This is a genomic window from Aeromicrobium sp. Root472D3 (assembly GCF_001426485.1).
In the GTDB taxonomy this organism is placed as follows: domain Bacteria; phylum Actinomycetota; class Actinomycetes; order Propionibacteriales; family Nocardioidaceae; genus Aeromicrobium.
In genome coordinates this window covers 331,127-355,374 of the sequence record NZ_LMET01000001.1, presented here as the reverse complement: position 1 = coordinate 355,374, position 24,248 = coordinate 331,127, and the positions used below count along the sequence as shown (strand labels likewise).

The window sequence follows — 24,248 nt, the reverse complement described above, 5'->3', positions numbered from 1 at the left end:
TCCATGACGGTTCCCACGACGACCGTGGCGAGCAGCGGGGCGGCGACGCCCGCCCCGCTGCTCCGGGTCACCGGTCTCCACAAGTCCTTCAACGGGGTGCCCGCGCTGCGCGGCGTCGACCTCGACGTCCGCCCCGGTGAGGTGCACGGCCTGCTCGGTGCCAACGGCAGCGGCAAGTCGACCCTCATCAAGGTGCTCGCGGGCTTCCACGACGCCGACAGCGGCACGGTCAGCATCCACGGCCGCGAGCTCAGCAGCCCCTTCGGCCCGCGCGGCCTCCGCGAGGAGGGCATGGGCTTCGTGCACCAGGACCTCGGCCTCGCGCCGGCCGGCACCGTGCTGGAGCACATGGCCCTCGACAACGTCGGCCACGCCAGCGGTTTCCGGCGGGTCGACTGGTCCGCCGAGCGCACCCGCGTGCGGGAGCTGCTCGACCGCTTCGAGGTCGAGGTCGACGTCGACGCGACGATCGACATGCTCACGCCGGTCCAGCGCGCGATGGTCGCGGTCGTCCGCGCCGTCGGGGGCCAGGAGCGCATCGCCGGGGGCGAGCGCCGTGGCCAGATCCTGGTGCTCGACGAGCCCACGGTCTTCCTGCCCCGCCACGAGGTCGGCATGCTGTTCGCCCTCCTCGACCGCCTCCGCGCAGCGGGCGACGCCGTGCTGCTCGTGAGCCACGACCTCGACGAGATCCTGCAGGTCACCGACCGCATCACGGTGTTCCGCAACGGCGAGACCGCCGGGACCCGCGACACCGCGGGCTCGACCCGCGACGACCTCGTGCAGCTGATCCTCGGCGCGCGCGACGAGCACGTCGCCAAGGGCGCGGCCGTCATCCGCGACGACCGTCCGCCGCTGCTGTCCGCCCGCGGGCTGACCGGCGACCGCATCGTCGACCTCGACCTCGACCTGCACGCCGGCGAGGTCGTCGGCATCACCGGTCTGGCCGGATCTGGCTTCGAGGAGCTGCCCGAGCTGCTCTACGGCGTCACGGCGCCCCGCGCCGGGGCCGTGGTGCAGGACGGCACGACGATCACCGACCTGCGCCCCGCGGCGTCGATGGCGCGCGGCGTCATCCTGATCCCCGCCGACCGCAAGGGCCAGGGGGGCGTGCTGGGCCTGACGGTCATGGAGAACATGTCGCTGCCGTTCCTCACCCGCCGCGCCCGCGGCTTCCGCATCGACTGGAAGGCCATCCAGGTGCAGGCGCAGGAGGCGTGCGACCGGCTCAACGTCGTCCCGCCCCGGCCCGCCGCGCAGTTCGGCCACCTCAGCGGCGGCAACCAGCAGAAGGCGCTGCTCGGCAAGTGGCTCGACACCGCGCCGCGGGTGATGCTGCTCAGCGAGCCGACGCAGGGCGTCGACATCGGTGCCCGACGGGAGATCTTCAAGCTCATCCGCGCCGCCGTGGCCGAGGGCATGTCGGTCCTGTGCGCGACCTCCGACTACGAGCAGCTCGTCGAGATGGCCGACCGGGTCATCGTCCTCGACGAGGGCCGCATCCGCACCGAGATCCACGGGGACGACATCACCAAGGACGCACTCGCGTCCGCCGTCTATGCAGAGGAAGCGTCATGACCACCACTGATCCGGTGAAGACCACCGCCACCCCGAAGGCGTCGCGCAGGACGACGAAGCGGCCGGCCGAGCCGGAGCGCTTCGCGCTGCTCGGCGTGTGGGCCGTGCTGTTCCTCGTGTTCAGCCTCATCGTCCCCGAGACGTTCCCGACGACGGCGAACATCTCCAACATGCTCGGCTCGCAGGCCGTGCTGCTGGTGCTGGCGCTCGGACTGATCGTGCCCCTGCGGGCCGGCGACTACGACCTGTCGGTCGCGTCGACGCTGAACCTGTCGGCCGTCGTCGTGGCGGTGCTGAACGTCAACCAGGGCTGGAACATCTGGGCGGCGGTGATCGCCGCGATCCTCGTGAGCATGGTCGTGGGCGTCGTCAACGGGTTCATCATCACGCGCTTCGACATCGACCCGTTCATCGTGACGCTCGGTGTCGGCACGGTCGTGCAGGGCCTGATCTACCAGATCTCGAACTCGGTGACGATCACCGGCGTCGACCGCAAGCTGTCCGACACGATGCTGACGCAGCCGTTCCTCGCGATCCCCGTCGACTTCTACTACGCGATCGCCCTGTGCGTCCTCGTCTGGTACGTCTTCGACCACACCGCCTTCGGCCAGCGGCTGCTGTTCGCCGGTCAGAGCCGCGACGTGGCCCGCCTCAACGGCGTGAACGTGTCAGGCCTGCGGTGGGTGTCGATGATCATCTCGGCCGGTGTCGCCGGCGTGGCCGGCGTCATCTACGCCGGCACCACGGCCAGCGCCGACCCGACGTCCGGTGCCGCGTTCCTGCTGCCCGCGTTCGCGGCCTGCTTCCTCGGCTCGACGGTCCTCAAGATCGGCCGCTTCAACCCGTGGGGCACCCTGATCGCGGTCTACTTCCTCGTCACCGGCATCACGGGTCTCCAGCTGATGGGCGCCCAGCAGTACGTCCAGCAGCTGTTCTACGGCGGTGCCCTGGTCGTGGCCGTCATCATGTCCAAGCTCGTCAAGACGCGCGGCGAGCGTCGCCGTCAGGCCGAGGTCCGGCCGGACGTCCCGGCCTGACCACAGTCCCGCCCCCCTCCCCGAACCCCCTTCGAAAGGTCACCATCATGAAGACGAACGCAGCTGTCATCCACGCCGTCGGCGAGGAGTGGAAGGTCCAGGAGCTCGACCTGGACGAGCCCGGCGACAACGAGGTCCGCATCAAGGTCATGGCCAGCGGCCTGTGCCACTCCGACGACCACTTCGTCACCGGCGACCTGGCCGTCGACCTGCCGATGGTCGGCGGGCACGAGGGCGCCGGCATCGTCGAGGCCGTCGGCTCCAAGGTCACCAAGGTCCAGGTCGGCGACCACGTCGCGACCCTGTTCATCCCCGCCTGCGGCCAGTGCGAGTACTGCGCCCGCGGCATGCAGTACATCTGCAACAACGGCGCCGGCATGGAGACCGGCATGGGCATGGACGGCAACCCGCACTTCCACGACGCGGACGGCAAGGCCGTCGGCGGCGTGACACGGCTCGGCACCTTCTCCAACTACCTGGTGTGCCACGAGATGCAGACCGTGAAGCTGCCCGAGGACATCCCGTTCGAGCTGGCCTGCCTGGCCTCGTGCGGTGTCGCGACGGGCTTCGGCGCGGCCGTCAACGGCGGCGTCAAGCCCGGCGACGTCGTGCTCGTGCTCGGTCTCGGCGGTGTCGGCGCCAACGCGGTCCAGGGCGCCAAGCACGCCGGTGCCGACCACGTCATCGTGATCGAGCCGGTCGAGGCCAAGCACGACCAGGCCAAGGTCTTCGGTGCCACCGAGGCGTACGCGTCGATCCCCGACGCGCAGTCGCGCATCGACCACCTGACCAACGGCCAGGGCGTCGACGTCGCGATCATCACGGTCGGCCGCGTCGACGGCGACATCATCGGCGACGCGTTCCGCGCGGTCGGCAAGGCGGGCACGTGCGTGCTGGTGTCGGTCGGCCAGGCCGCCGAGGGCATCTCGATCAGCCCGCAGGACTTCACCAACTTCGCCAAGCACTTCCAGGGCGTCATGTACGGCAACTGCAACCCCACGGCCGACATCCCGAAGCTGCTGAAGATGTACAAGGACGGCACCCTCAAGCTCGACGAGCTCGTGACGCGCCGCTACTCGCTCGACCAGATCAACGAGGCCGTCGCCGACATGCACGCGGGTCGCAACATCCGCGGCGTCGTCGTCCACGAGCACTGAGTCCGAGCCCACCCTCCCCGAAGGAGATCACCCCATGACTGTCACAGAGACCCCCGTCGACGCCCACGCGCCGATCGAGCACACCCAGCTGCTGATCGGCGGCGAGTTCGTCGACGCGCTCGACGGCAAGGTGTTCGACACCGTCAACCCGTCCACCGGCGAGGTCATCACGCAGGTGTCGGAGGGCAGCGCGGCCGACGTCGACCGTGCCGTCGCCGCCGCCCGCGAGGCGTTCGAGCGCGGCCCCTGGTCGCGCATGAAGCCCAACGAGCGCGCCGCGTGCCTGTGGCGCCTCGGTGACCTGCTCCTCGAGGACGCCGCCGAGATCGGCCGCATCGAGACCCTCGACCAGGGCAAGCCGTACTCGTTCGCGACCGGCGGGGACGTGCCCTCCGCGGCAGGCCTGTTCCACTACATGTCGGGCTTCGCCACCAAGCTCGAGGGCTCGACCATCCCGATCTCGGCCCCCGGCAACTTCCACACCTACACGCGTCGCGAGGCGCTCGGCGTGGTCGGCCTGATCGTGCCGTGGAACTTCCCGCTGACGATCAGCGCGTGGAAGCTGGCCCCGGCGCTCGCCGCGGGCAACACCGTCGTGCTGAAGCCGGCCGAGGCGACGCCGCTGTCGGCGCTGCGCCTGGGCCGACTGGCCCTCGAGGCGGGCTTCCCGCCCGGCGTCTTCAACGTCGTCAACGGCTACGGCTCGACGGTGGGCCAGCGCCTGGCCGAGCACCCCGACGTCGACAAGGTCTCGTTCACGGGATCGACCGCGACGGGGCGCCGGATCCTCGACGCCGCGAAGGGCAACCTCAAGCGCGTCACGCTCGAGCTCGGTGGCAAGAGCGCCAACATCATCTTCCCGGACGCCGACATCGAGGCCGCGATCGCCGGCTCGTCGGCCGGCATCTTCTTCAACGCCGGACAGGCGTGCGCGGCCGCGTCGCGCCTGTACGTCCACGACGACGTCTACGACGAGGTCATCGCGGGCATGGCCGAGAAGGCCCGCCAGATCAAGGTCGGCGACGGCTTCGACCCGACCAGCGAGATCGGGCCCGTCGCCAGCCGCGAGCACTTCGAGCGCGTCAGCGGCTACCTCGACGTCGGCAGGGGCGAGGGCGAGGTCGTCACGGGCGGCGCCCGCATCGGCGACCGCGGCTACTTCATCGAGCCGACGATCTTCGCCGGCGCGACGCAGGACTCGCGCATCGTCAAGGAGGAGATCTTCGGTCCCGTCGTCGTGGCCAGCCGGTTCAGCGACACCGACCAGGTCGTGGCGATGGCCAACGACACCCGCTACGGCCTCGCGTCGGGCGTGTGGACGCAGAACGTCGCGACGGCGCACCAGATGGCGGCCCGCATCCAGGCCGGCACCGTGTGGGTCAACTCCTACGGCGTCTTCGACCCGTCGATGCCGTTCGGCGGGATGAAGGAGTCGGGCTGGGGTCGCGAGATGGGTCACGACGTCATGCACGACTACACCGACGTCAAGACGGTGTGCGTCAACATCGATGGCTGACACCTTCCGGCTGGACGGCGTCCTGCCGATCGACCGCAGCAACCTGACCCTGGCCGACAAGGTCGAGGCGCGGGTGCGGCAGCAGATCGTGCAGGGCGAACGTCCGACCGGCTCGCGGCTGAACGAGGTCGAGATCGCCGCTGATCTCGGCGTCAGCCGCGGCCCGGTGCGCGAGGCGCTCCAGCGTCTCGCGCACCTGGGCCTGGTCACCCTCGAGTCGCACCGGGGCGCCTTCGTGCGCCGCCTCGACCTCGACGAGGTGCACGAGCTGTTCGAGGTGCGCATCGCCCTGGAGTGCGAGGCGGCCGAGCTGGCCGCCGTCCGCATCGGCGACGACGGGCTGCGCGAGCTCGACCGCCTGCAGGAGGCCACGGTCTCCGAGGTCATCCAGGGGCAGCAGCCCAGCGTCTTCGACACCCTCGACGTGCACGACCTGATCGTGCGCCACGCCGGGAACGTCCGTCTCGCGCAGGCCGTCGCGCAGGTCAACGGCGAGCTGCGCCTGGCCCGGTCGCGGTCGGGTGCCACGGGGCACCGCGCCCAGGAGGCCGTCGGCGAGCACCGCGACCTCATCCGCTCCCTGACGTCCCGCGACGGTGAGGGAGCCCGCACGTCCATGAAGTCCCACCTGCAGGCGTCCCTGCAGAACACCCTGCAGATGCTGAGGGCCGCGGAGCAGGCGCCCTCCGAAGGAGCCCACCGTGCCTGACACGATCTTCACGCCCTGGACGCTCGGCCGCGTCGAGCTGGCCAACCGCGTCGTCATGGCTCCCATGACCCGCAACCGGGCGGACGTGGCCGGGGTGCTCCCCGACAGCGCCGTCGACTACTACCGCCAGCGCGCGGGTGCAGGCCTGATCGTCAGCGAGGCGACCCAGCCGAGCGCCGCGGGGCAGGGCTACCCCGGCACCCCGGGTCTGCACACCGACGAGCAGCAGGCCCAGTGGGCGCGCGTCGCCGACGCGGTGCACGAGGCGGGAGGGCGCCTGTTCGTCCAGCTGATGCACACCGGTCGCATCGGCCACCCCAGCCTGCTGCCCGAGGGGTGCGAGGTGCTGGCGCCGAGCGCCGTGCGCGCCGACCTCGAGGTCACGACGGCCGACGGCGAGACCGTGCCGTGCCCCGAGCCGCGGGCCATGACGACCGACGAGATCGCCACGATCGTCGCCGACTACGCCGCGGCCGCCGCTCGTGCCGTCGCCGCGGGCGCCGACGGCATCGAGATCCACGCCGCGAACGGCTACCTGCCCCACCAGTTCCTGTCGCCGGGCACCAACGAGCGAACCGACGAGTACGGCGGGACGCCCGAGGGCCGTGCGCGGTTCCTGGTCGAGGTCGCCCGGGCCTGCGCCGACGCCATCGGCGCCGACCGCGTGGGCCTGCGCATCTCGCCCGGCGGTCAGTTCAACGACATGCGCGACCGCGACAACGAGGACACCTACCTGACCCTGGTCGACGAGCTCGCCGCAGACGGCTTCGCCTACCTGCACACGCTGCGCGGGCGCACCTCGACCCTGCACGAGGAGCTGCGTCGGCGCTGGCCGTCCACGTACGTCGTCAACACGGGCTACATGGGCTCCAGCGAGCTCGACGAGGTCGCCCCGATCGTCGAGGACGGTGTCGCCGACCTCGTCAGCGTCGGTCGGCTCTTCATCTCCAACCCCGACCTGGTCGAGCGGTGGCGCCTCGGCGTCGAGCGCTCGGCCTGGGACGAGGACACGTTCTACACCGGCGGGGACGCCGGCTACACCGACTACCCCAGCGCGTCCGCGCGCTGACGAAAGGAAGGCACGTCATGGTCGATCTCTCAGGCAAGGTGGCCGTCGTCACCGGAGGCGCGTCCGGCATCGGGGCGGCGACGGTCGAGGTGCTGCGCGGAGCGGGCGCGACCGTCGTCGCGTGGGACCTCGACGAGGCCCCCGGCATCGTCGGGACCGACATCACCGACTCCGCCTCGGTGCAGCGTGCCGCCGACGCCGCGGTGGCCGAGCACGGGCAGGTCGACGTCCTGGTCAACTGCGCCGGCATCATCACGGCCAACCTGCCGGCGCAGGACGTCGACCCCGACGACTTCCGCCGCACGTACGACGTCAACGTCGTCGGCACGTTCAACACCAGCAAGGCCCTCTACGCGACGCTCAAGGCGTCCGGCGCGGGTGCGATCGTCAACGTCGCCTCGCAGGCGGCGCTCGTGAGCCTGCCCGACCAGTCGGCGTACTCGGCGTCCAAGGGTGCCGTCGCGGCCCTGACCCGCTCGCTGGCGATCGACTGGGCCCCCGACAACATCCGCGTCAACGCGGTCTGCCCCGGCTTCACCCTCACCCCGATGGCCAAGCAGCAGATGACGCCCGAGCTCGACGCCGCGGTGTCGGCGCGCGTCCCGCTCGGCCGCATGTTCGAGCCCGAGGAGATCGGCCAGACCATCGCGTACCTGGCGTCGTCCTGGGCGTCGGCCGTCACGGGCGTCGTGATGGCCGTCGACGGCGGATGGACCGCGGGCCAGCCCGCGCTGCCGATGGGCGGCGCATGACGGGCCGGCTCGACGGCCGGCTCGCCTGGGTCTCGGGCGCCAGCTCGGGCATCGGCCGCGGCGCCGCCGAGCGCCTGGCGGCCGACGGCGCCACGGTGCTGCTGCTGGGTCGCGACCAGGACCGCCTCGCCGAGGCAGCAGCAGCGGCAGGCCCCCGCGCCGTCACGGCGGCCTTCGACGTCGCCTCGCAGGACGAGGTAGACGCCCACGTCCCGGGCCTGCTGGCCGAGCACGGAGCGCCCGACGTCGTCGTCCACGCGGCGGGCATCACGGTCGTGGGAGCCCTCGACGCCCTGACGCCGCAGGAGTGGCACCACCAGATGGACGTCAACCTGACGAGCCTGTTCCTGCTCAACCGCCACCTGTGGCCCGCCATGGTGCCGCGAGGCGGCTCGATCGTGACGCTCGGCTCGACGGCGTCGTTCGCCGGGTTCCCGCAGGACGCCGCCTACGTCGCGTCGAAGGGCGCGATCCTGGCGATGACCAAGGCCATGGCGCTGGACGGCGGCCCGCACGGCATCCGCGTCAACGCGGTGTGCCCGGGCTTCATCCTGACGCCCAACCTGCAGGGCTACTTCGACGCCCAGGACGACCCCGCGGCCGCCGCGGCAGGTGCCGGAGCGGCGGCACCCCTGGGCCGCATGGGCAGCCCCGCCGACATCGCCGGGGCCATCGCGTTCCTGGCCTCCGACGACGCCTCGTTCGTCACCGGCACCTCGATCCTGGTCGACGGAGGCCTGATGGCCAAGGTGCCGACGGCCTGATCGCCGACCTCGCGGCGGGCACCCCCGTCGCGCCTGACATCGTGTGAGCCGGCCTCGCAGCCGGCCGGAAGGAAGCATCATGAGCTCGACACCCACCCCGTCCACGACCGCACCCGACCGCACGGCGGACGCCGACGAGTTCGACGTCGACGTCGTGGTCGTCGGAGCGGGCGGCGGCGGACTCGCGGCTGCCCTGGCGGCGTCCGACGCCGGCGCGTCGGTCGTCGTGCTCGAGAAGCTCGACGCGCCGGGCGGCAACACGGCGCTGTCGACGGGCTCGATCCCCGCGGCCGGCTCGCGGTTCCAGCGCGAGGCGGGCGTCGACGACGACCCCGATCGCATGACCGCCGACCTGATCCGGCAGAGCGGTCCTCACGAGGCCGAGCACCTGACGCGCCGGCTGGCCGAGACGTCGGCGTCGTTGGTCGAGTGGCTCGTCGACGACCACGGGGTCGGCCTGGCGCTCATCACCGACTACAAGCACGTCGGCCACTCGGTCACGCGCCTGCACGCCCCGGTGTCGCGCCGCGGCATCGACCTGTCGAACGACCTGGTCGCGGCGTGCCGTCGCGCCGGCGTCGACGTCGTCACGGGCAACCCCGTCACCGAGCTGCTGGTCGAGGACGGGGTCGTGCGCGGCGTCGTCGTCGAGGGCGAGCGCACGGAGCGGTACGTCATCCGTGCACGGTCCGTGGTGCTGGCCGCCAACGGCTTCGCGGCCAACCGCGAGCTGGTCCAGCGGTGGGCTCCCGAGCTGGCGGGGCTGGAGTACTTCGGTGCCCACGGCTCGACGGGCGAGGCGATCGAGTGGGGCGTCGACCTGGGCGGACGGCTGCGCAACCAGGCCGCGTTCCAGGGGTACGCCGCGGTCGCGTACCCGCACGGCTCGATCCTGTCGTGGACGACGGTCGAGAAGGGCGGCGTCCTGGTCGACGCCCGCGGGGTGCGGCTCGGCGACGAGATCGTCGGGTACTCGGGGTTCGCCACCGAGGTGCTGGGCGGAACGGCTCCGATCTGGGCCGTCTACGACGCCCGCATCCGCGACATCACGCTGCGCGAGGACGAGTTCGCCGACCTGGTCGAGATGGGCGGCGCCAAGGAGTGCGCGACCGTCGACGACCTCGCTCGGGTCGTCGGGGTGGACGTCGACGCCCTGCGCCCGACCCTCGAGGCGTACGCCGCGGCAGCCCGCGGCGAGTCCGCCGACGAGCACGGCCGCACCGACTTCGGCATGGCTCCCCTCGAGCCGCCCTACGTCGCGTCGCGCGTGTCCCCGGGGCTGTTCCACACCCAGGGCGGACTCGACGTCGACGGCGACGGGCGGGTGCTGCGCGACGACGGTGTCGTCCCCGGGCTGTTCGCGGTCGGCGGCGTGGCCGCCGGCGTCAGCGGCCAGCAGGGCGGACGCGGCTACTCCTCGGGCAACGGCCTGCTGACCGCGGTGGGTCTCGGCCGGCTCGCGGGCACGGCCGCGGCCGCGGTGGATCCCGCGTGACGGCGGTGCCGGCGGGCTGGGACGCCTGGCGGGAGCGGCTGGTCGAGCGCATCGACGCCCTCGACCCGGCGACCCTGCTGGCCGACGAGCGGCTGCGCAGCAAGGCCGCCCTGGTCGTGATGGACGACCTCGCGGCGATGGTGGTCGGCGCGACGCACCCCGAGGTGGTCGAGCTCGGCCGGGCGTTCACGTCGCCCGGCTCGCCCGGGGAGGCGACCACGGTCCTGGGCGGCCGGGGACCGCGCGACCGCACGGCGGCCCTGAACGCAACGGCGTGCGGCTGGGACGAGCTCGACGAGGGCTACCGACCGGCGACGTGCCACGGCGGCCTCTACACCGTGCCGGCAGCCGCCGCCGAGGCCGAGGCCACCGGGCGCAGCGTCGCCGACGTGCTCGCCGCGGTGGTGGTGGGCTACGAGGTCGTGACGGCGTTCGCGCGCCTCTTCCCGGCGCCGAGGCCCCTGGTGCTGCACCCGCACGCGACGCTGTCGCCGATCGGCGCCGCCGCCGCGGTGGCCTGGTTGCGCACCGGCTCGGGCGCGGCCGTCATGGCCGCGGTCGACGTCGCGTCGACGCTGTCGATGTCGGGACCGTTCAGCCACGCGGTGTCGGGCGCGCAGGTGCGCAACGCCTGGGCCGGCGCCGGTGCGGTGCTCGGATTCCTCGCGGTCGACCTCTCGGCCGCGGGGCTCGGCGGCGAGCCGACCGGGGCCCTCGACGTGTTCGCGGCGGGATACGGCCACGCCGTCGACGAGGACGAGGTGGCCCGCCTCGGCGAGGACGCCCCGGACCGTCCCTGGGCGATCCTCGACGGGTACCACAAGGTCTACGCGGCCTGCCAGTACACGCACTCGGCGCTCGAGGCGTCGCTCGAGCTGGCGCACGGCGAGCTGGCCGGCACCGACGCGCAGGACATCGCCGAGGTCGTCGTCGAGACGCACCCGCTGGCGTACTCGCTCGACAACACCACGCCGGTCACGACGCTGGCGGGCAAGTTCTCGCTGCCCCACGTCGTGAGCACCGTGCTCGCGACGGGCCGCACCGGTCCGGACGTCTTCGGCGAGGCGCTGCTGCACGACCGGACCGTCGCCCGCCTCCGCGGACTCGTCCGGCTCGAGGCCTTCGAGCCCCTGCCGGAGGCCCCGCACGACCGCCCGGCCCGCGTGCGGGTGACCCGCACCGACGGCACGACGTCCGAGGTCGTCGTGCTGAGCGCCGTGGGTGGTCCCGACCGTCCCCTCGAGGAGGACCAGGTGCTGGCGAAGATCTCCGACCTGACGGCGGCGACGCCGGCGTTCGCCCCCCTGGCCCGTGCGCTGGTCGCGGGCCGCGAGCTCGACGAGCGGTCGTGGCACGCCGTCGTGACCGAGGCGTGGCGCCGATGACGGCGCCCGCGGACTCGCCGGGGCTCACGACCGATCTCGTCCGTCGCGCCCGCGCGCTGCACGGACGGCTGCCCGATCACGTCATGTCGTCCGCGCGGCTGCACTTGCTCGACGCGCTCGGCGTCGGCACGCTGGGCGCGCGCAGCGGCCCCCTCCGTGGCCTCGACCGGGTCGTCACGGTGGCGCACACCGGTGGACGGTCGACGGTGCTCGGCTCGTCGGCCACGGCGCCCGCGTCGGTGGCGGCCCTCGTCAACGGCTCGTACATGCACTCGCTCGAGTTCGACGACACGCACGTCGCCTCGGTCATGCACGGCAGCGCGACCCTGGCCGCCGCGGCGCTGGCCGTCGCCGAGGAGGTCGGTGCCACCGGCACCGCGATGCTGTCGGCGTACGCCCTGGGCTGGGAGGCGATCATCCGGATGGGTCTCGCGAGTCCCGGGACGCTGCAGGCCCGCGGCTTCCAGACCACGTCGGCGGCCGGGCCGTTCGCGGCCTCGCTCGTGTCGTCGCTGCTGCACGACGATGCCGAGCAGGTCGCGGTGGACGCCCTCGGCATCGCCGGCAGCATGCCGGGCGGCACCTTCGCCTTCCTCGCCGACGGCGACACGATCAAGGCCGGGCAACCGGCGTGGGCCGCGCACTCGGGCCTGTGGGCGGCCGAGCTGGCCCGGGCCGGCATGACGGGGCCCTCACGCGTCCTCGAGGGCGACCTGGGGTTCTTCAGTCTCTACGCCGGCGACGCCGACGCCCCGGCGCGTCTGGCCGACGAGCTGACGACCCTGGGCGAGCGCTGGCACCTGCCCGACGCGGCCTTCAAGATGATCCCCTGCTGCCACTTCATCCACCCGTTCGTCGAGGCCTTGGGCCTCGTCATGGACGACGGGGTCGAGGCTGCCGACATCGCGTCGATCCACTGCCACGTTCCCCGCGGCGCCCTGCCGATCATCGCCGATCCGTGGTCCGGACGGCAGTCACCGAGGACCCCGCACGACGCGCGCTGGAGCCTGCCCTACGTGCTGGCGGGACGGGCCGTCGACGGGCGCGTGGGGCTCGATCTGTTCTCGGAGCCGATCGGCGGTGAGCGTCTCGAGCTCTCCCGTCGCATCACGCACGAGGTGTGGGACGACTCCGGCTTCCCGGCGCGCTTCCCGGCGCGGCTCCGGGTCACCCTCACGGACGGTCGGTCGGTCGACGCATCGGTCGACGACGTGCTGGGCGGCGCCGGACGTCCGGTCCCGGCCGGCGACGTGCTGGACAAGGCGCGTGCCAACCTGGCCGCGGCCGGTCTCGCCGACGACCGGGTCGACCAGGTCGTGGCCGAGCTCATCGACGCGGCCGCTCCCGACCTGGCGCGACTGGGTCGGGCGCTCGGGGCCGCAGGCGGGTGATGGCGACGCCGGCGAGGCACAGCGCGCCGCCGACGAACGACAGCGCCGCCGGCACCTCGTCGAGCACGGCCCACGAGATCGCCGTCGCGACGGCCGGCACGAGGTACGTGGTCGACGCCGCCTGACCTGCCGAGATGCGGCGCAGCGCGTAGGACCACGTCGTGAACGCGACGGCGGTCGGGAACACCCCGAGGTAGACCAGCCAGAGCACGTCCTGCCCGGAGGCGTCTCGCAGCTCGCCGACGAGCGCGGGTGCGAACGGCAGGCACGCGACCGCGCCGATGACGCAGCCGAGCCACACGCACATGACGGGGCTCACGAACGCCAGTGCCGGCTTCTGCACGAGCGCGCCGACCGCGTAGAACACGGCGGCCAGGACGCACAGCACGACGCCGGTCGTCGTGGCGGTCGCCGCGGCGGTGGGGTCGCGCTCGGTGCTCGTCGCGATGAGGGCGACGCCGGCGAAGGCCACGACCATCCCGACGACGAGGGGTCTCGGGAAGCCCTCCTTCAGCACGACGCCGGCGAGCAGCGCGATGAGCGCCGGCCCGATGTTGACGATCAGCGCCGTGGTGCCGGCATCGAGGTCGCGCTCGGCCGCGTTGAGCGCGATGTTGTACGCCACCGACCACGTCAGCGCGTAGACCGCCACGAGCAGCAGCCCCCGGCCACGGGGGAGGGTGCCCACCCGAGGTCGGACGAACGCGGTCAGCGCGACCGCCCCGACCACCAGGCGTCCGAGGGTCAGCGACCCCGGGGAATAGGTGTCGCCGACGGCCCGGATGCCCACGAACGCCGACGCCCACAGCAGCACCGTCACGAGCAGGGCGGGGACGGAGAGGTCGCGGTCGGTCTTCACGGGTCCACGCTAGTGCTCGGGCCACGCCGCCACTCGCGGGATTCGGACCTGACGGTCGGCACCACCGGGACGGACGACGAAGACCCCGACCGGGGGGAGGTCGGGGTCTTCGTCGGTTCGGGTGACGACTACTGCGTCGTCGTGCCGCCGTCGGATCCGAGGGTCACCTCGGTCTCGGACTTCTGGCTGCCACGGGTGTAGTCGACCGTGATCTTCTCGCCGGGGTTGTAGCCCCGGACGGCCGCCACCAGGGCCTCGGAGCTCGGCACGACCATGCCGTTGACCGAGGTGATGACGTCGCCCTCCTTCAGGCCGGCCTTGTCGCCGGCGCCGTCGGGCGTGATCTCCTTGACCTGCGCGCCGATGCCGGTGATGCCGTCGGTGCCGAGGAAGTTGTCGACCGTGACGCCGATCTGCGCGTGGGCGACGGTCTTGCCGTCGAGCAGCTGCTTGCCGACGTTCTTGGCCAAGTCGATCGGGATCGCGAAGCCCAGGCCGATCGAGCCGGCCTCGCCCGACGTCGTCCCGCCGGAGCGGATCGCCGAGTTGATCGCGATCACGCGACCCTGCAGGTCGACCAGGGGGCCGCCGGAGTTGCCGGGGTTGATCGCGGCGTCGGTCTGCACGGCCGGGAACGTCGTCCGGTCGCCGCCGGACCCGTCGCTGGACGAGACCGGACGGTTCAGGGCCGAGACGATGCCCTGCGTCACGGTGCTCTCGAGACCGAACGGCGAGCCGATCGCGACGACCTCCTGGCCGACCTTGAGATCGGCCGACGTGCCGAGCGCCGCGGGCGTCAGGCCCGACTTGCCGTCCGCCTTGATGACGGCCAGGTCGGTCTTGGGGTCGGTGCCGACGATCTCGGCCTTGGCGTTCGTGCCGTCGTTGAAGGCGACCGTGATCGTGCCGTCGTCGCCGGCGACCGAGACGACGTGGTTGTTCGTCATGATCTCGCCGTCGCTGCTGATGATGATGCCGGTGCCGGAGCCCGACTCCTGACCACCCTTGACGTTGATCTGGACGACCGAGGGCAGCACCTTGTCGGCGACCTGCTCGACCGTGCCGGACGGCGCCTTGGTCTGCGTGGCCTTGTTGCTGGTGTCGAGCGAGCTGACGGTCGTCCCGTCGCCGCTGCCGCTGCCGTCCTGCTGGTCGAACGCCCAGGCGCCGCCGTAACCGGCGCCGCCCGCGAGCACCAGGAACGCGAGCCCGGCCGCGAGGCGTCGTCCGCCACGACGCGGGGGAGGCGTCTGCGACGCGCCGCCGTCGTGTCCGCCGGCGCCGTAGCCGGCTCCGGCGCCCGCACCGGCCGCCGCGAAGGCGGGCGTGGCGAAGGACGTCGTGGGCTCGTTGTCGCGGAACGGGTCGCCGTGGTTCGACAGGGGCGCACCGGCCGGCACGCCCTGCTGTCCCGACTGGTCGGTGGGGGCCGCGTAGCGGTGCGTGTAGTCGTCCGTCGGGGCGGCGGGTGCGGCCTCGGCCTGACGGGTCTGCGGCTCCGTGGCCGGGGGCGGCGGGGGAGCGGCCTCGGACGTGGCGGGGGCCTGGGCGGGCACCTCGACCGTCGGCTCGGTGTCGCGGTGGGGCGCGGCCGGGGGCGGTGTCTGCCCGGCCGGGTCGTTGCTGGGAGCGGCGTCTGCGCCGTCACGATCCGTAGGGGGGGAGTACGGATTGGCGGCGAACGGATCGTGCGAGTCGGTCATGGTCATACATTCTCGCCCATGACTGAGATGCGCGTGAGAACGACGTAGGAGCCATCGAAGAAGCACGCCCCCTGCCCACGGCTCCGTTTTGCCAGAGAGGGCGGCCGCGCCCGACCGTGAGGGCGAAGCCCGAGGCGAACCCGACCGATCAGGCCTGCGTCAGGTCGCCGCCCCCACTCGCTGGCGCTCGCAGGAGGTACCCCCAGCTTCGCTCACGGTCGGCCGCAAGCGGCCTCCCTGGCGACCGCATGCCCTCGTTCGCCAGGGAGCGAAGCGACCGTGAGGGCGAAGCCCGAGGCGAACCCGAGCGATCAGACTTGCGCACGTCGCCTCGCTTCGCTCACGCTCGGCCGCAAGCGGCCTCACTGGCGACCGCATGCCCTCGTTCGCCAGGGAGCGAAGCGACCGTGAGGGCGGAGCCCGAGGCGAACCAGACCGTGAGGGCTTGCGCACGTCGCCTCGCTTCGCTCACGCTCGGCCGCAAGCGGCTTCGCTCGCGCGACCGGGCGGGTCAGGCCGTCGCCTCGGGCAGGCGCAGGGTGAACGTCGTGCCCTCACCGCGCTCCGAGGCGACCTCGACCGTCCCGCCGTGGCGCTCGGCCGCGCGCTTGACGATCGACAGGCCGAGACCCGATCCGGGCAGCGTCCGCGCCTCGCTGGAGCGGTAGAAGCGGTCGAAGATGTGCGGCAGGTCGTCGGCGTTGATGCCCTCGCCCTCGTCGGCGACCGTCAGCACGCCGTCGGCCAGCCGCACGCGGATCTCGCCCTCCGGCGGGCTCCACTTGGCGGCGTTGTCGAGCAGGTTGGTCACGGCGCGCTCGAGCAGCTGGGGCTCGCCGATCACCATCCACGGCGAGAGGTCGACGTCGATGCGGGCGTCCTGGGCGCGCAGGCGGACGCGGTCGACCGCGTGCGTCACGACGTCGGCGAGGTCGAGCGGTGCGGGATCGCGCGACATCGGCTCGTCACGGGCCAGCTCGACCAGGTCGCCCACCAGGGTCGTCAGCTCCTCGAGCTGCGCCCGGACGTCGTCCATGATCTCGTGCCGCTGCTCGTCGGTGAGGCTGCGCTCGGTGGTGTCGGCGGCCTGCCCGATCAGCTCGATGTTGGTGCGCAGGCTCGTGAGGGGGGTGCGCAGCTCGTGCCCGGCGTCGGCGACGAGCTGGCGCTGACGCTCCTGCGACGCGTCGAGCGCCACCAGCATCGCGTTGAACGACGTCGTCAGACGGGCCAGCTCGTCGCGGCCCGTGACCTCGATCGGGGTCAGGTCGGTCGTGCGGGCCACGTGCTCGGTGGCCTCGGTGAGACGGCGGACGGGTCGCAGCCCGTTCGCGGCCACGGCCCACCCCGCGATGCCGGCCAGCACGACTCCGGCGGTGCTGGCGAGCAGCAGGATGATCTTGAGCCGCTCGAGGGCGTCGCGGTTGGACTCCATCGACTGCACCAGCACGAGCGCCTGGCCCTTGTTGGCGGGGACGGCCACGACCCGGTGCGGGACGCCCCGGATCATGACGGTGCGGGCCGAGTACTTGCGCTCGCCGATCGAGACCTCGAGCTCGCGGTACCCCTTCAGCTGGGCGTACTGGTCGGGAGAGTTCTGGAAGTTGCCGATCAGCTTTCCCGACTGGACGAGGAACGGCTGGATGCCGATGTAGGCCAGCGCGTTCGTCGAGGGGTCGCTGAGGAGCGGTGCGTCGATGCCGCTGCCCACGGCGGCGTTGGCGCGGCGGATCATCGAGTCGTCGAGCGAGCTCGTGAACTCGGCCCGCACCGTCACGAACACGACGGCGCTGACCATGCCGAGCGTCATCGCGACGGCGCCGGTCGTCAGCACCGCGACGCGCAGGGCGAGCGACATGCGCCCCGTGACCTTCTGCAGCGCGCGGTGCCCGCTCTCGATCACGGAGGGGTCTCGCGCAGGACGTAGCCGACGCCGCGCACGGTGTGCAGCAGGCGGGGCTCGCCCTCGGCCTCGAGCTTGCGCCGGACGTAGCCGACGTAGACCTCGAGCGAGTTGGCCGTCGTCGGGAAGTCGAAGCCCCAGACCTCCTCGAGGATGAACGAGCGCTCGAGCACCCGCTTGGGACGCTGGAGGAACAGCTCGAGCAGGGCGAACTCGGTGCGCGTCAGCGACAGCGACCGGTTGCCGCGGGTGACGTCGCGCGTGACGGGGTCGAGCGACAGGTCGGCGAACGTCAGGGGCTTCTCGTCGGGCTCGACCTCGGCGGCACGCGTCGAGCGCCGCAGCAGCGAGCGCACGCGCGCCAGCAGCTCCTCGAGCGCGAACGGCTTGGTCAGGTAGTCGTCGGCGCCGGCGTCGAGCCCGTCGACGCGGTCGGACACGGCGTCGCGGGCCGTCAGCACGAGGATCGGCACGTCGTTGCCGGCGCTGCGGAGCGCGCGGGTCGCCTCGAGCCCGTCGAGCCGCGGCATCATGACGTCCATGATGATCGCGTCGGGGTTGATCTGCGGGACGCGTGCGAGGGCCTCGGCGCCGTCGGAGGCGAGCTCGACGGTGTAGCCGTTGAACTCGAGGGACCGGCGCAGGGAGTCGCGCACAGCACGGTCATCGTCGACGACAAGGATGCGCATGGGTGCCAGTCTGCCCGTCGTGTCTGAGACGCCGCTGAAAGATGCCGGAATCAGCCGGCGAGCAGGTCTCGGGCGGCGGCCGCGGCGCGGGCGCCGTAGGTGCCGCCGAACAGCACCGAGTGCACCAGCAGCGGGTGCAGCTGGTGCAGCGGCAGCCGGTCGTGCCAGCCGTCGGCCAGCGGCGCCGCCTCGTCGTAGGCGTCGAGGATGCGCTGCAGGTGGGGCGCGCCGAACAGCGACAGCATCGCGAGATCGGTCTCGCGGTGCCCACCGTGCGCGGCGGGGTCGATGATCCAGACGTCGCCGTCGGCGCCCCACACGACGTTGCCCGACCAGAGGTCGCCGTGGATGCGCGACGGGGCCTCGTCGGGCCCGGCCAGGTCGTGGATGCGGCGCATCGCGGCCTCGATCGTGGCGGCCTCGTCGGTCGTCAGCGACCCGCGGTCGACCGCGGCCCGGACGTACGGCATGACGCGACGCGACGCGAAGAACTCGGGCCACGACGGGAGGGTGCGGTTGGGCAGCGGGGCGAGGCCGACGAAGCCGTCGCGCGGGCCGCCGAACGCGTCGGCACCGGCCCGGTGCGTCGCGGCGAGGCTGCGGCCGAACTTCTCGGCCAGGTCGGTCGTGGGCTTGCCGGGCTCGATCCAGTCGAGGACCAGGCAGTCGTCGGCGACCGCGAGCACCTGCGGCACGCGGGCGCCCTGCGCGTCGGCGAGCCAGTGCAGGCCCTCGGCCTCCCGCCGGAAGAAGCCCTCGGGGGCGTGGGGGCGCGTCTTGATGATCGCGCCGCGTCCGTCGGTCAGGCGCAGCCGGGTCGCGGTGCAGATGTCGCCACCCGCGACCGGGGTCGTCGAGACCACTCCGATGCCGAGGAGCGTCTCCGCCCGGGCGGCGGTCCCTGCCATGCGTGCCATGCCCCCGACGTTACCGGTTGCGGGCCGACGGGCCCCACGCCGACGGGGGCTTCCCCTAGTGCGGCCGGGCCCGGGCGAGGTCGGGCAGCTGCTCGACCAGGGCGTCGGTCGTCCGCTCGATCATGGCCAGGACGTCGCGGAATCCGTCGGCGCCGCCGTACCAGGGATCGGGCACCTCGTCGTCGCCCTCACGGGCGAGCGGGTCGAACTCGCGGAAGAGTCGCACCTGCGCCTGCTGGGCGACGGTCGGCGCCTGGTCGACCATGTCGGCCAGGTTGCTGTGGTCCATCGCGAGCAGCAGGTCGTGCTCGGCGTACCAGTCCGTCGAGAACGTCCGGGCGCGGTGACGGGACGGGTCGTAGCCGGCGTCGCGCAGGACCGCGGCGGCCCGGCGGTCCATCGACTCGCCCTCGTGCCAGCCGCCCGTGCCGGACGACGCGACCTCGACCCGGTCGTCGAGACCGGCCCGTGCCAGCCGCTCGTCGAGCACGACGTGGGCCATCGGCGAGCGGCAGATGTTGCCGAGGCACACCAGGGCGACGCGGTACGTCATGGTCAGTCGCGCGTGCCGACGACGGCACCGACGACGCTCTGGCTGATCGAGATGACGATCGAGGCGAGCACGGCCCACCAGAAGCCGTCGATGTGGAACACGACGTCGAAGGCGTCGGTGATCTGCTCGGTGAGCAGCAGGAGCAGGGCGTTGATGACGAGGAGCGCCAGGCCGAGCGTCAGGATGATGAACGGCAGCGACAGGAGCTTGACGACGGGCCCGACCAGCGTGTTGACGACCGTGAACACCAGGGCGACGACCAGCACCGCGACGACGCGGGACGTGGTCGAGTCGGTGGGGTCGCCGATCGCCATGTGGGTGCCGAGCAGCCAGGCGGCCACCGACAGGGCGACGGCACTGACGAGCCAGGTCGAGAGAAAACGCTCCATCGGACGATTGTTGCACCCGCGGCCGCGGGCGGACCGGCTACTGCGGCGCGGGGACCGTCAGCTCGACCCGTCTGGACGTCTGGGCGAGCACGATGCCGGCCAGCACGGCGACGGCCCCGACGACCTGGACGGGCGTCAGCGACTCGCGGAACCACGCCCACCCCAGCACGACCGCGATGACGGGCTCGAGCATCGCCACGACCGTCACGATCGTGGCGGGCAGGTGCCGCAGCGCGAGCATGCCGAGGAAGAACGGCAGGACGGTCCCGAACACGACCACGACCGCGATGACGAGCCAGGGGTTCACCGAGATGCCGTCGAGCCGCCCCAACCCACCGGTCGTGGCGGGCAGGGCGGGGGTCGCCCAGATCGGCTGGACGAGGTTCATGCCGACGGTCGCGGCGACGAAGGCCCACAGGATGACGCGCAGGGGGTCGTCGGTGCCGACACCGTGCTCGTCGAGCTGCACCTGGTGCTCGCCGAGCAGGAAGTAGGTCGCGAAGCAGACGGCGGCCAGCAGGGCCATGACGACGCCGAGGCCGTCGAAGGCCAGCCCGTTCCAGACCCGGCTCACGACGGCGAGGCCGACCAGCGCGAGGGCGACGGCCGCCCACATGCGGGGCCGGACGTCCTCTCGCCGCACGAACCGCACCCACAGCACGACGAGGACGGGCGCGAGGTACTCGATCAGGAGCGCGATGCCGAGGGGCAGGCGGTCGATCGCGACGTTGTACGTCAGCTGGAGCCCGAGCACCCCGACGACGCCGAGTGCGATCACCAGCAGCAGCGCGGATCCCCGGGGCCGCACGAGCGCCGAGCGCCGGAAGCAGGCCGCGTACGCGACGAACACGAGGGTCGCGCCCGTGATGCGCAGCGTCGTGAACGCCTCGGGGCTCAGCCCCGCACCCATCGCGACGCGCGAGATGCCGCCGTTGAGCCCGAACAGGACCGCGACGAGGACGATGAGGGCGTAGCCGAGGCGCGGACTGGGGTGTGGCACGCGCTGATTCTGTCAGGCGTCGCTGCCGCGGATAGTGTCGGCGGCATGACGATCCCCCGCGCCCGGCACGCCCTCGACGGCATCCCGGTCTACCGGCCCGGCAGGGCCGCCTCGAGCGACGACCACAAGCTGTCGAGCAACGAGAACCCCTACGCGCCGCTGCCCGGCGTCATGGAGCGGGCCTCGGCCGAGCTCGCCCGGATGAACCGCTACCCCGACGCGGGCATGACCGACCTCTACGCGGCCCTGTCGGCCCGGTTCGGGCTGTCAGCCGACCACTTCGCGGCCGGGACGGGCTCGGTCGCCGTGCTGTTCGCGCTGCTGACGGCGCACCTCGAGCCCGGCGACGAGATCGTCTACGCGTGGCGCTCGTTCGAGGCGTACCCGATCGCGGCCGACCTCACGGGTGCCACGACCGTCCGGGTGCCGTTGCGGCCCGACGCGACCCACGACCTCGACGCGATGGCGGCGGCGGTCACCGAGCACACCAAGGTCGTCCTGGTCTGCACCCCCAACAACCCGACGGGCCCTGTCGTGACGGCCGAGGCCCTGACGGCGTTCCTGGCCGCGGTGCGCGACGACGTCCTGGTCGTGGTCGACGAGGCGTACGTCGAGTTCGTCCGCGACCCGCGTGCGGCCAGTGGGCTCGCGGCGCTGGCCGACCACTCGAACGTCGTGGTGCTGCGGACGTTCTCGAAGGCGTACGGCCTCGCGGGCCTGCGGGTCGGGTACGCGATCGCCCGCCCGGAGGTCGCGGTCTCGATCCGCAAGGCGACGCCGCCGTTCGCCGTCACCGACCTGTCGCAGGCCGCGGCGGTCGCCTCGCTGGAGTCGCAGGACGAGCTCGACCGGCGGGTCGAGGCGATCGTCCAGGAGCGCGTCGCGATGGTGGCCGCGTTGCGGCAGCAGGGCTGGGACGTGCCCGAGACCGAGGCCAACTTCGTCTGGCTGCCGCTGGGCGACGACGCGCTCGACTTCGCGGCCGCCTGCGACCCGGTCTCGGTGCGACCGTTCGCCGGCGAGGGCGTGCGGGTCAGCGTCGGGACGCCCGCGGTCAACGCCGAGCTGCTCGCGCTGGCCGCCGCGTGGAGGGCTGCGCGCAGCTGACGCACGGCTCGGGGCCCCGACTGGATCGGCGGGGCGTCTCGGGCTACGGTGGTCGCAGATGTGACGCCAGTCACGCCCGTGTGGGTCTCCACCCGTCCGCCACCCTGTGACGACGGAGACCTGCAGCTTCGACACCGGCACGGAGACCCCGTCCGCCGGTTGATGGAGGAGACGCATGAACTCGTCGACCGCACCGACCCCTGACGCCCCGCTCGTCCAGCTGCTGACGCCGACCGGCCAGCGCGTGACCGATCCGCACGTCGCCTTCGACGGCGACCGGTCCGAGATCGAGGCCCTCTACCGCGACCTGGTGATGACGCGCCGCGTCGACACCGAGGCGTACGCGCTGCAGCGTCACGGCGAGCTGGGCCTGTGGCCGCCGGCGCTGGGCCAGGAGGCCGCGCAGGTCGGCTCGGCACGCGCCCTGCGAGCGCACGACTTCGCCTTCCCGACCTACCGCGACCACGGCGTGGCGTGGTGCCGCGGCGTCGACCCGAGCCTGCTGCTGGGCATCTTCCGGGGGTCCGACCTCGGCGGCTGGGACCCGGCCGACCACGGCATCGCGCTGCCCAACATCATCATCGGCGCCCAGACGCTGCACGCCACGGGCTACGCGATGGGCCTGGCCCTCGAGGGCCTGGTCGGCAGCGGCGACCCGGATCGCGACAGCGCCGTGATCGCCTACTTCGGCGACGGCGCGACGAGCCAGGGCGACGTCAGCGAGGCCCTCGACTGGGCCGCGGTGCACCAGTCGCCGGTCGTCTTCTTCTGCGAGAACAACCAGTACGCGATCTCGGTGCCGGTCGCGAGCCAGACGCGGGTGCCGATCGTGCAGCGCGCCGCGGGCTTCGGCCTGCCGGGCGTCCGCGTCGACGGCAACGACGTCCTGGCGTGCCTCGCCGTGACCCGCGCCGCCCTGCAGCGGGCGCGCGACGGGGAGGGGCCGACGCTGATCGAGGCCGTGACGTACCGCATGGGCGCCCACACGACGTCCGACGACCCGAGCCGCTACCGCGACGCGTCCGAGGTCGACGCGTGGCAGGCCAAGGACCCCCTCGAGCGGGTGCGGCTGCTCCTCGTGGCCGAGGGGACGTCCGACGACTTCTTCGCCGACCTGGCCGCGGACGCCGACGCGCTGGGCGTGCACCTGCGCGCCGCCTGCCAGCAGATCCCCGAGCCCGACCTGGCCGAGCTGTTCGACCACGTGTTCGTCGAGAGCACGGTCGAGAACCGGCAGCAGCAGGCCGAGCACGTCGCCTGGCGCGACGCGATGGAGGGGAGCGTGGTCGCGTCATGACGCGCATGAGCATGGTCAAGGCGCTCAACTCGGGGCTGCGGCTGGCCCTCGAGGACGATCCGAAGGTCGTCCTGATGGGCGAGGACATCGGTCGCCTCGGCGGGGTCTTCCGCGTCACCGAGGGTCTGCAGAAGGACTTCGGCGAGGGGCGGGTCATGGACACGCCGCTGGCCGAGTCGGCGATCGTCGGCACCGCGATCGGCCTGACGTTCCGGGGCTTCCGGCCCGTCGTCGAGATCCAGTTCGACGGCTTCGTCTACCCCGCCTACGACCAGATCGTCAGCCAGGTCGCCAAGCTGCACTTCCGCAGCCGCGGACGCGTGCGCATGCCGATCGTCATCCGCATCCCCTACGGCGGCGGCATCGGCGCGGTCGAGCACCACTCGGAGAGCCCCGAGGCGCAGTTCGCCCTGACCGCGGGTCTCAAGGTCGTGTCCTGCGCCGACCCGAACGACGCGCACTGGATGATCCAGCAGGCCATCGCGTCCGACGACCCCGTCGTGTTCATGGAGCCGAAGCGGCGCTACTGGGAGACCGGCGAGGTCGACCTCGCCGGGCCGGCCGCCCCCCTGTGGTCGGCGAGGATCGTGCGTCCGGGGCGTGACGCGACGCTGGTCACGTACGGCCCGATGGTCAAGACGTGCCTCGACTCGGCCCGCGCGGCCGAGGCCGACGGGCTCGACCTCGAGGTCATCGACCTGCGGACCCTGTCGCCGCTCGACCTCGCGCCGGTCGTGGAGTCGGTGCGGCGCACGGGGCACGCCGTCGTCGTTCACGAGGCCGCCCGCACGCTGGGCCTCGGGGCCGAGGTCGCGGCGCGCATCGGCGAGGAGTGCTTCTACTCCCTCGAGTCCCCGGTGCAGCGCGTCACGGGCTATGACATGCCGTACCCGCCGAGCCGGACCGAGCACGACTTCCTGCCGGGCCTCGACCGCATCCTCGATGCCGTCGACCGCGCCCGCGCGTACTGAGGGGCTG

22 protein-coding genes are annotated in these 24,248 nt (G+C 72.6%); 14 read left to right on the top strand and 8 right to left on the bottom strand.

The genetic code is table 11. The annotated features are described in order from the left end of the window. Window positions 1-3 precede the first annotated feature (3 nt). The 11 genes from ASD10_RS01775 to ASD10_RS01725 all read left to right on the top strand — a co-directional run bounded on the left by ASD10_RS01775 (window position 4) and on the right by ASD10_RS01725 (window position 12,853). A complete protein-coding gene (locus tag ASD10_RS01775) occupies window positions 4-1,578 on the top strand; it encodes a sugar ABC transporter ATP-binding protein (RefSeq protein WP_082555960.1) in 1,575 nt (524 codons plus the stop codon). Beyond that, window positions 1,575-2,615, top strand: a complete 1,041-nt coding sequence (locus tag ASD10_RS01770) for an ABC transporter permease (protein WP_056603733.1) — start codon at window positions 1,575-1,577, stop codon at window positions 2,613-2,615. The genes ASD10_RS01775 and ASD10_RS01770 overlap by 4 nt, the downstream gene beginning before the upstream one ends. Window positions 2,616-2,662: 47 nt before the next feature. After that, window positions 2,663-3,772: a Zn-dependent alcohol dehydrogenase gene (locus ASD10_RS01765; protein ID WP_056603730.1), complete on the top strand. Its 1,110-nt coding sequence runs from the start codon at window positions 2,663-2,665 to the stop codon at window positions 3,770-3,772. Between the two features lie 34 nt (window positions 3,773-3,806). Further along, window positions 3,807-5,288, top strand: coding sequence for an aldehyde dehydrogenase family protein (locus ASD10_RS01760; protein WP_056603727.1), 1,482 nt, complete (start codon window positions 3,807-3,809; stop codon window positions 5,286-5,288). Continuing rightward, on the top strand, window positions 5,281-5,997 hold the full coding sequence (locus ASD10_RS01755; RefSeq protein WP_056603725.1) for a GntR family transcriptional regulator: 717 nt from the start codon (window positions 5,281-5,283) through the stop codon (window positions 5,995-5,997). Before ASD10_RS01760 ends, ASD10_RS01755 begins: the two co-directional genes overlap by 8 nt. Continuing rightward, entirely contained in the window at window positions 5,990-7,066 is a 1,077-nt protein-coding gene (locus ASD10_RS01750; protein ID WP_056603722.1) for an alkene reductase, read from the top strand. Before ASD10_RS01755 ends, ASD10_RS01750 begins: the two co-directional genes overlap by 8 nt. Window positions 7,067-7,083: 17 nt before the next feature. After that, window positions 7,084-7,818, top strand: a complete 735-nt coding sequence (locus ASD10_RS01745) for an SDR family NAD(P)-dependent oxidoreductase (RefSeq protein WP_056603719.1) — start codon at window positions 7,084-7,086, stop codon at window positions 7,816-7,818. Then, on the top strand, window positions 7,815-8,582 hold the full coding sequence (locus ASD10_RS01740; protein ID WP_056603716.1) for an SDR family NAD(P)-dependent oxidoreductase: 768 nt from the start codon (window positions 7,815-7,817) through the stop codon (window positions 8,580-8,582). Before ASD10_RS01745 ends, ASD10_RS01740 begins: the two co-directional genes overlap by 4 nt. 79 nt (window positions 8,583-8,661) lie before the next feature. Continuing rightward, complete coding sequence (locus ASD10_RS01735) at window positions 8,662-10,077, top strand: FAD-dependent oxidoreductase (protein ID WP_056603714.1); 1,416 nt, start codon at window positions 8,662-8,664, stop codon at window positions 10,075-10,077. Beyond that, window positions 10,074-11,462, top strand: a complete 1,389-nt coding sequence (locus ASD10_RS01730) for an MmgE/PrpD family protein (RefSeq protein WP_056603711.1) — start codon at window positions 10,074-10,076, stop codon at window positions 11,460-11,462. Before ASD10_RS01735 ends, ASD10_RS01730 begins: the two co-directional genes overlap by 4 nt. Continuing rightward, window positions 11,459-12,853, top strand: coding sequence for an MmgE/PrpD family protein (locus ASD10_RS01725; RefSeq protein ID WP_082556237.1), 1,395 nt, complete (start codon window positions 11,459-11,461; stop codon window positions 12,851-12,853). Before ASD10_RS01730 ends, ASD10_RS01725 begins: the two co-directional genes overlap by 4 nt. Here the strand turns inward: ASD10_RS01725 and ASD10_RS01720 are convergent. From ASD10_RS01720 to ASD10_RS01685, 8 genes are all read right to left on the bottom strand, one after another. After that, window positions 12,789-13,712, bottom strand: coding sequence for a DMT family transporter (locus ASD10_RS01720; RefSeq protein ID WP_056603707.1), 924 nt, complete (start codon window positions 13,710-13,712; stop codon window positions 12,789-12,791). The two genes, ASD10_RS01725 and ASD10_RS01720, sit on opposite strands and share 65 nt — an antisense overlap. Before the next feature lie 128 nt (window positions 13,713-13,840). Beyond that, entirely contained in the window at window positions 13,841-15,415 is a 1,575-nt protein-coding gene (locus tag ASD10_RS01715) for a S1C family serine protease (RefSeq protein WP_157432408.1), read from the bottom strand. A 511-nt stretch (window positions 15,416-15,926) separates the two neighbouring features. Beyond that, a complete protein-coding gene (locus tag ASD10_RS01710) occupies window positions 15,927-17,318 on the bottom strand; it encodes a cell wall metabolism sensor histidine kinase WalK (RefSeq protein ID WP_157432407.1) in 1,392 nt (463 codons plus the stop codon). Further along, window positions 17,315-18,007, bottom strand: coding sequence for a response regulator transcription factor (locus tag ASD10_RS01705; RefSeq protein ID WP_056603704.1), 693 nt, complete (start codon window positions 18,005-18,007; stop codon window positions 17,315-17,317). Before ASD10_RS01705 ends, ASD10_RS01710 begins: the two co-directional genes overlap by 4 nt. 50 nt (window positions 18,008-18,057) lie before the next feature. Next, complete coding sequence (locus ASD10_RS01700; RefSeq protein WP_056603701.1) at window positions 18,058-18,924, bottom strand: fructosamine kinase family protein; 867 nt, start codon at window positions 18,922-18,924, stop codon at window positions 18,058-18,060. A 55-nt stretch (window positions 18,925-18,979) separates the two neighbouring features. Continuing rightward, window positions 18,980-19,477 carry a low molecular weight protein-tyrosine-phosphatase gene (locus ASD10_RS01695; protein ID WP_056603698.1) on the bottom strand — a complete coding sequence of 166 codons (498 nt, stop codon included), beginning with the start codon at window positions 19,475-19,477 and terminating at the stop codon, window positions 18,980-18,982. Between the two features lie 2 nt (window positions 19,478-19,479). Then, on the bottom strand, window positions 19,480-19,866 hold the full coding sequence (locus ASD10_RS01690) for a phage holin family protein (protein WP_056603696.1): 387 nt from the start codon (window positions 19,864-19,866) through the stop codon (window positions 19,480-19,482). Window positions 19,867-19,903: 37 nt separating this feature from the next. Then, the gene (locus ASD10_RS01685) at window positions 19,904-20,866 is read right to left on the bottom strand and encodes a DMT family transporter (protein WP_056603694.1); all 963 of its coding nucleotides are present in this window, start codon (window positions 20,864-20,866) and stop codon (window positions 19,904-19,906) included. Window positions 20,867-20,911: 45 nt separating this feature from the next. Between ASD10_RS01685 and hisC the strand changes: the two genes are divergently transcribed. From hisC to ASD10_RS01670, 3 genes are all read left to right on the top strand, one after another. Beyond that, the gene (gene hisC, locus ASD10_RS01680; protein ID WP_056603690.1) at window positions 20,912-21,973 is read left to right on the top strand and encodes a histidinol-phosphate transaminase; all 1,062 of its coding nucleotides are present in this window, start codon (window positions 20,912-20,914) and stop codon (window positions 21,971-21,973) included. A 175-nt stretch (window positions 21,974-22,148) separates the two neighbouring features. Continuing rightward, entirely contained in the window at window positions 22,149-23,270 is a 1,122-nt protein-coding gene (gene pdhA, locus ASD10_RS01675; RefSeq protein ID WP_056603687.1) for a pyruvate dehydrogenase (acetyl-transferring) E1 component subunit alpha, read from the top strand. Next, window positions 23,267-24,241: an alpha-ketoacid dehydrogenase subunit beta gene (locus ASD10_RS01670; RefSeq protein WP_056603684.1), complete on the top strand. Its 975-nt coding sequence runs from the start codon at window positions 23,267-23,269 to the stop codon at window positions 24,239-24,241. The genes pdhA and ASD10_RS01670 overlap by 4 nt, the downstream gene beginning before the upstream one ends. The last annotated feature ends 7 nt before the right edge of the window (window positions 24,242-24,248 follow it).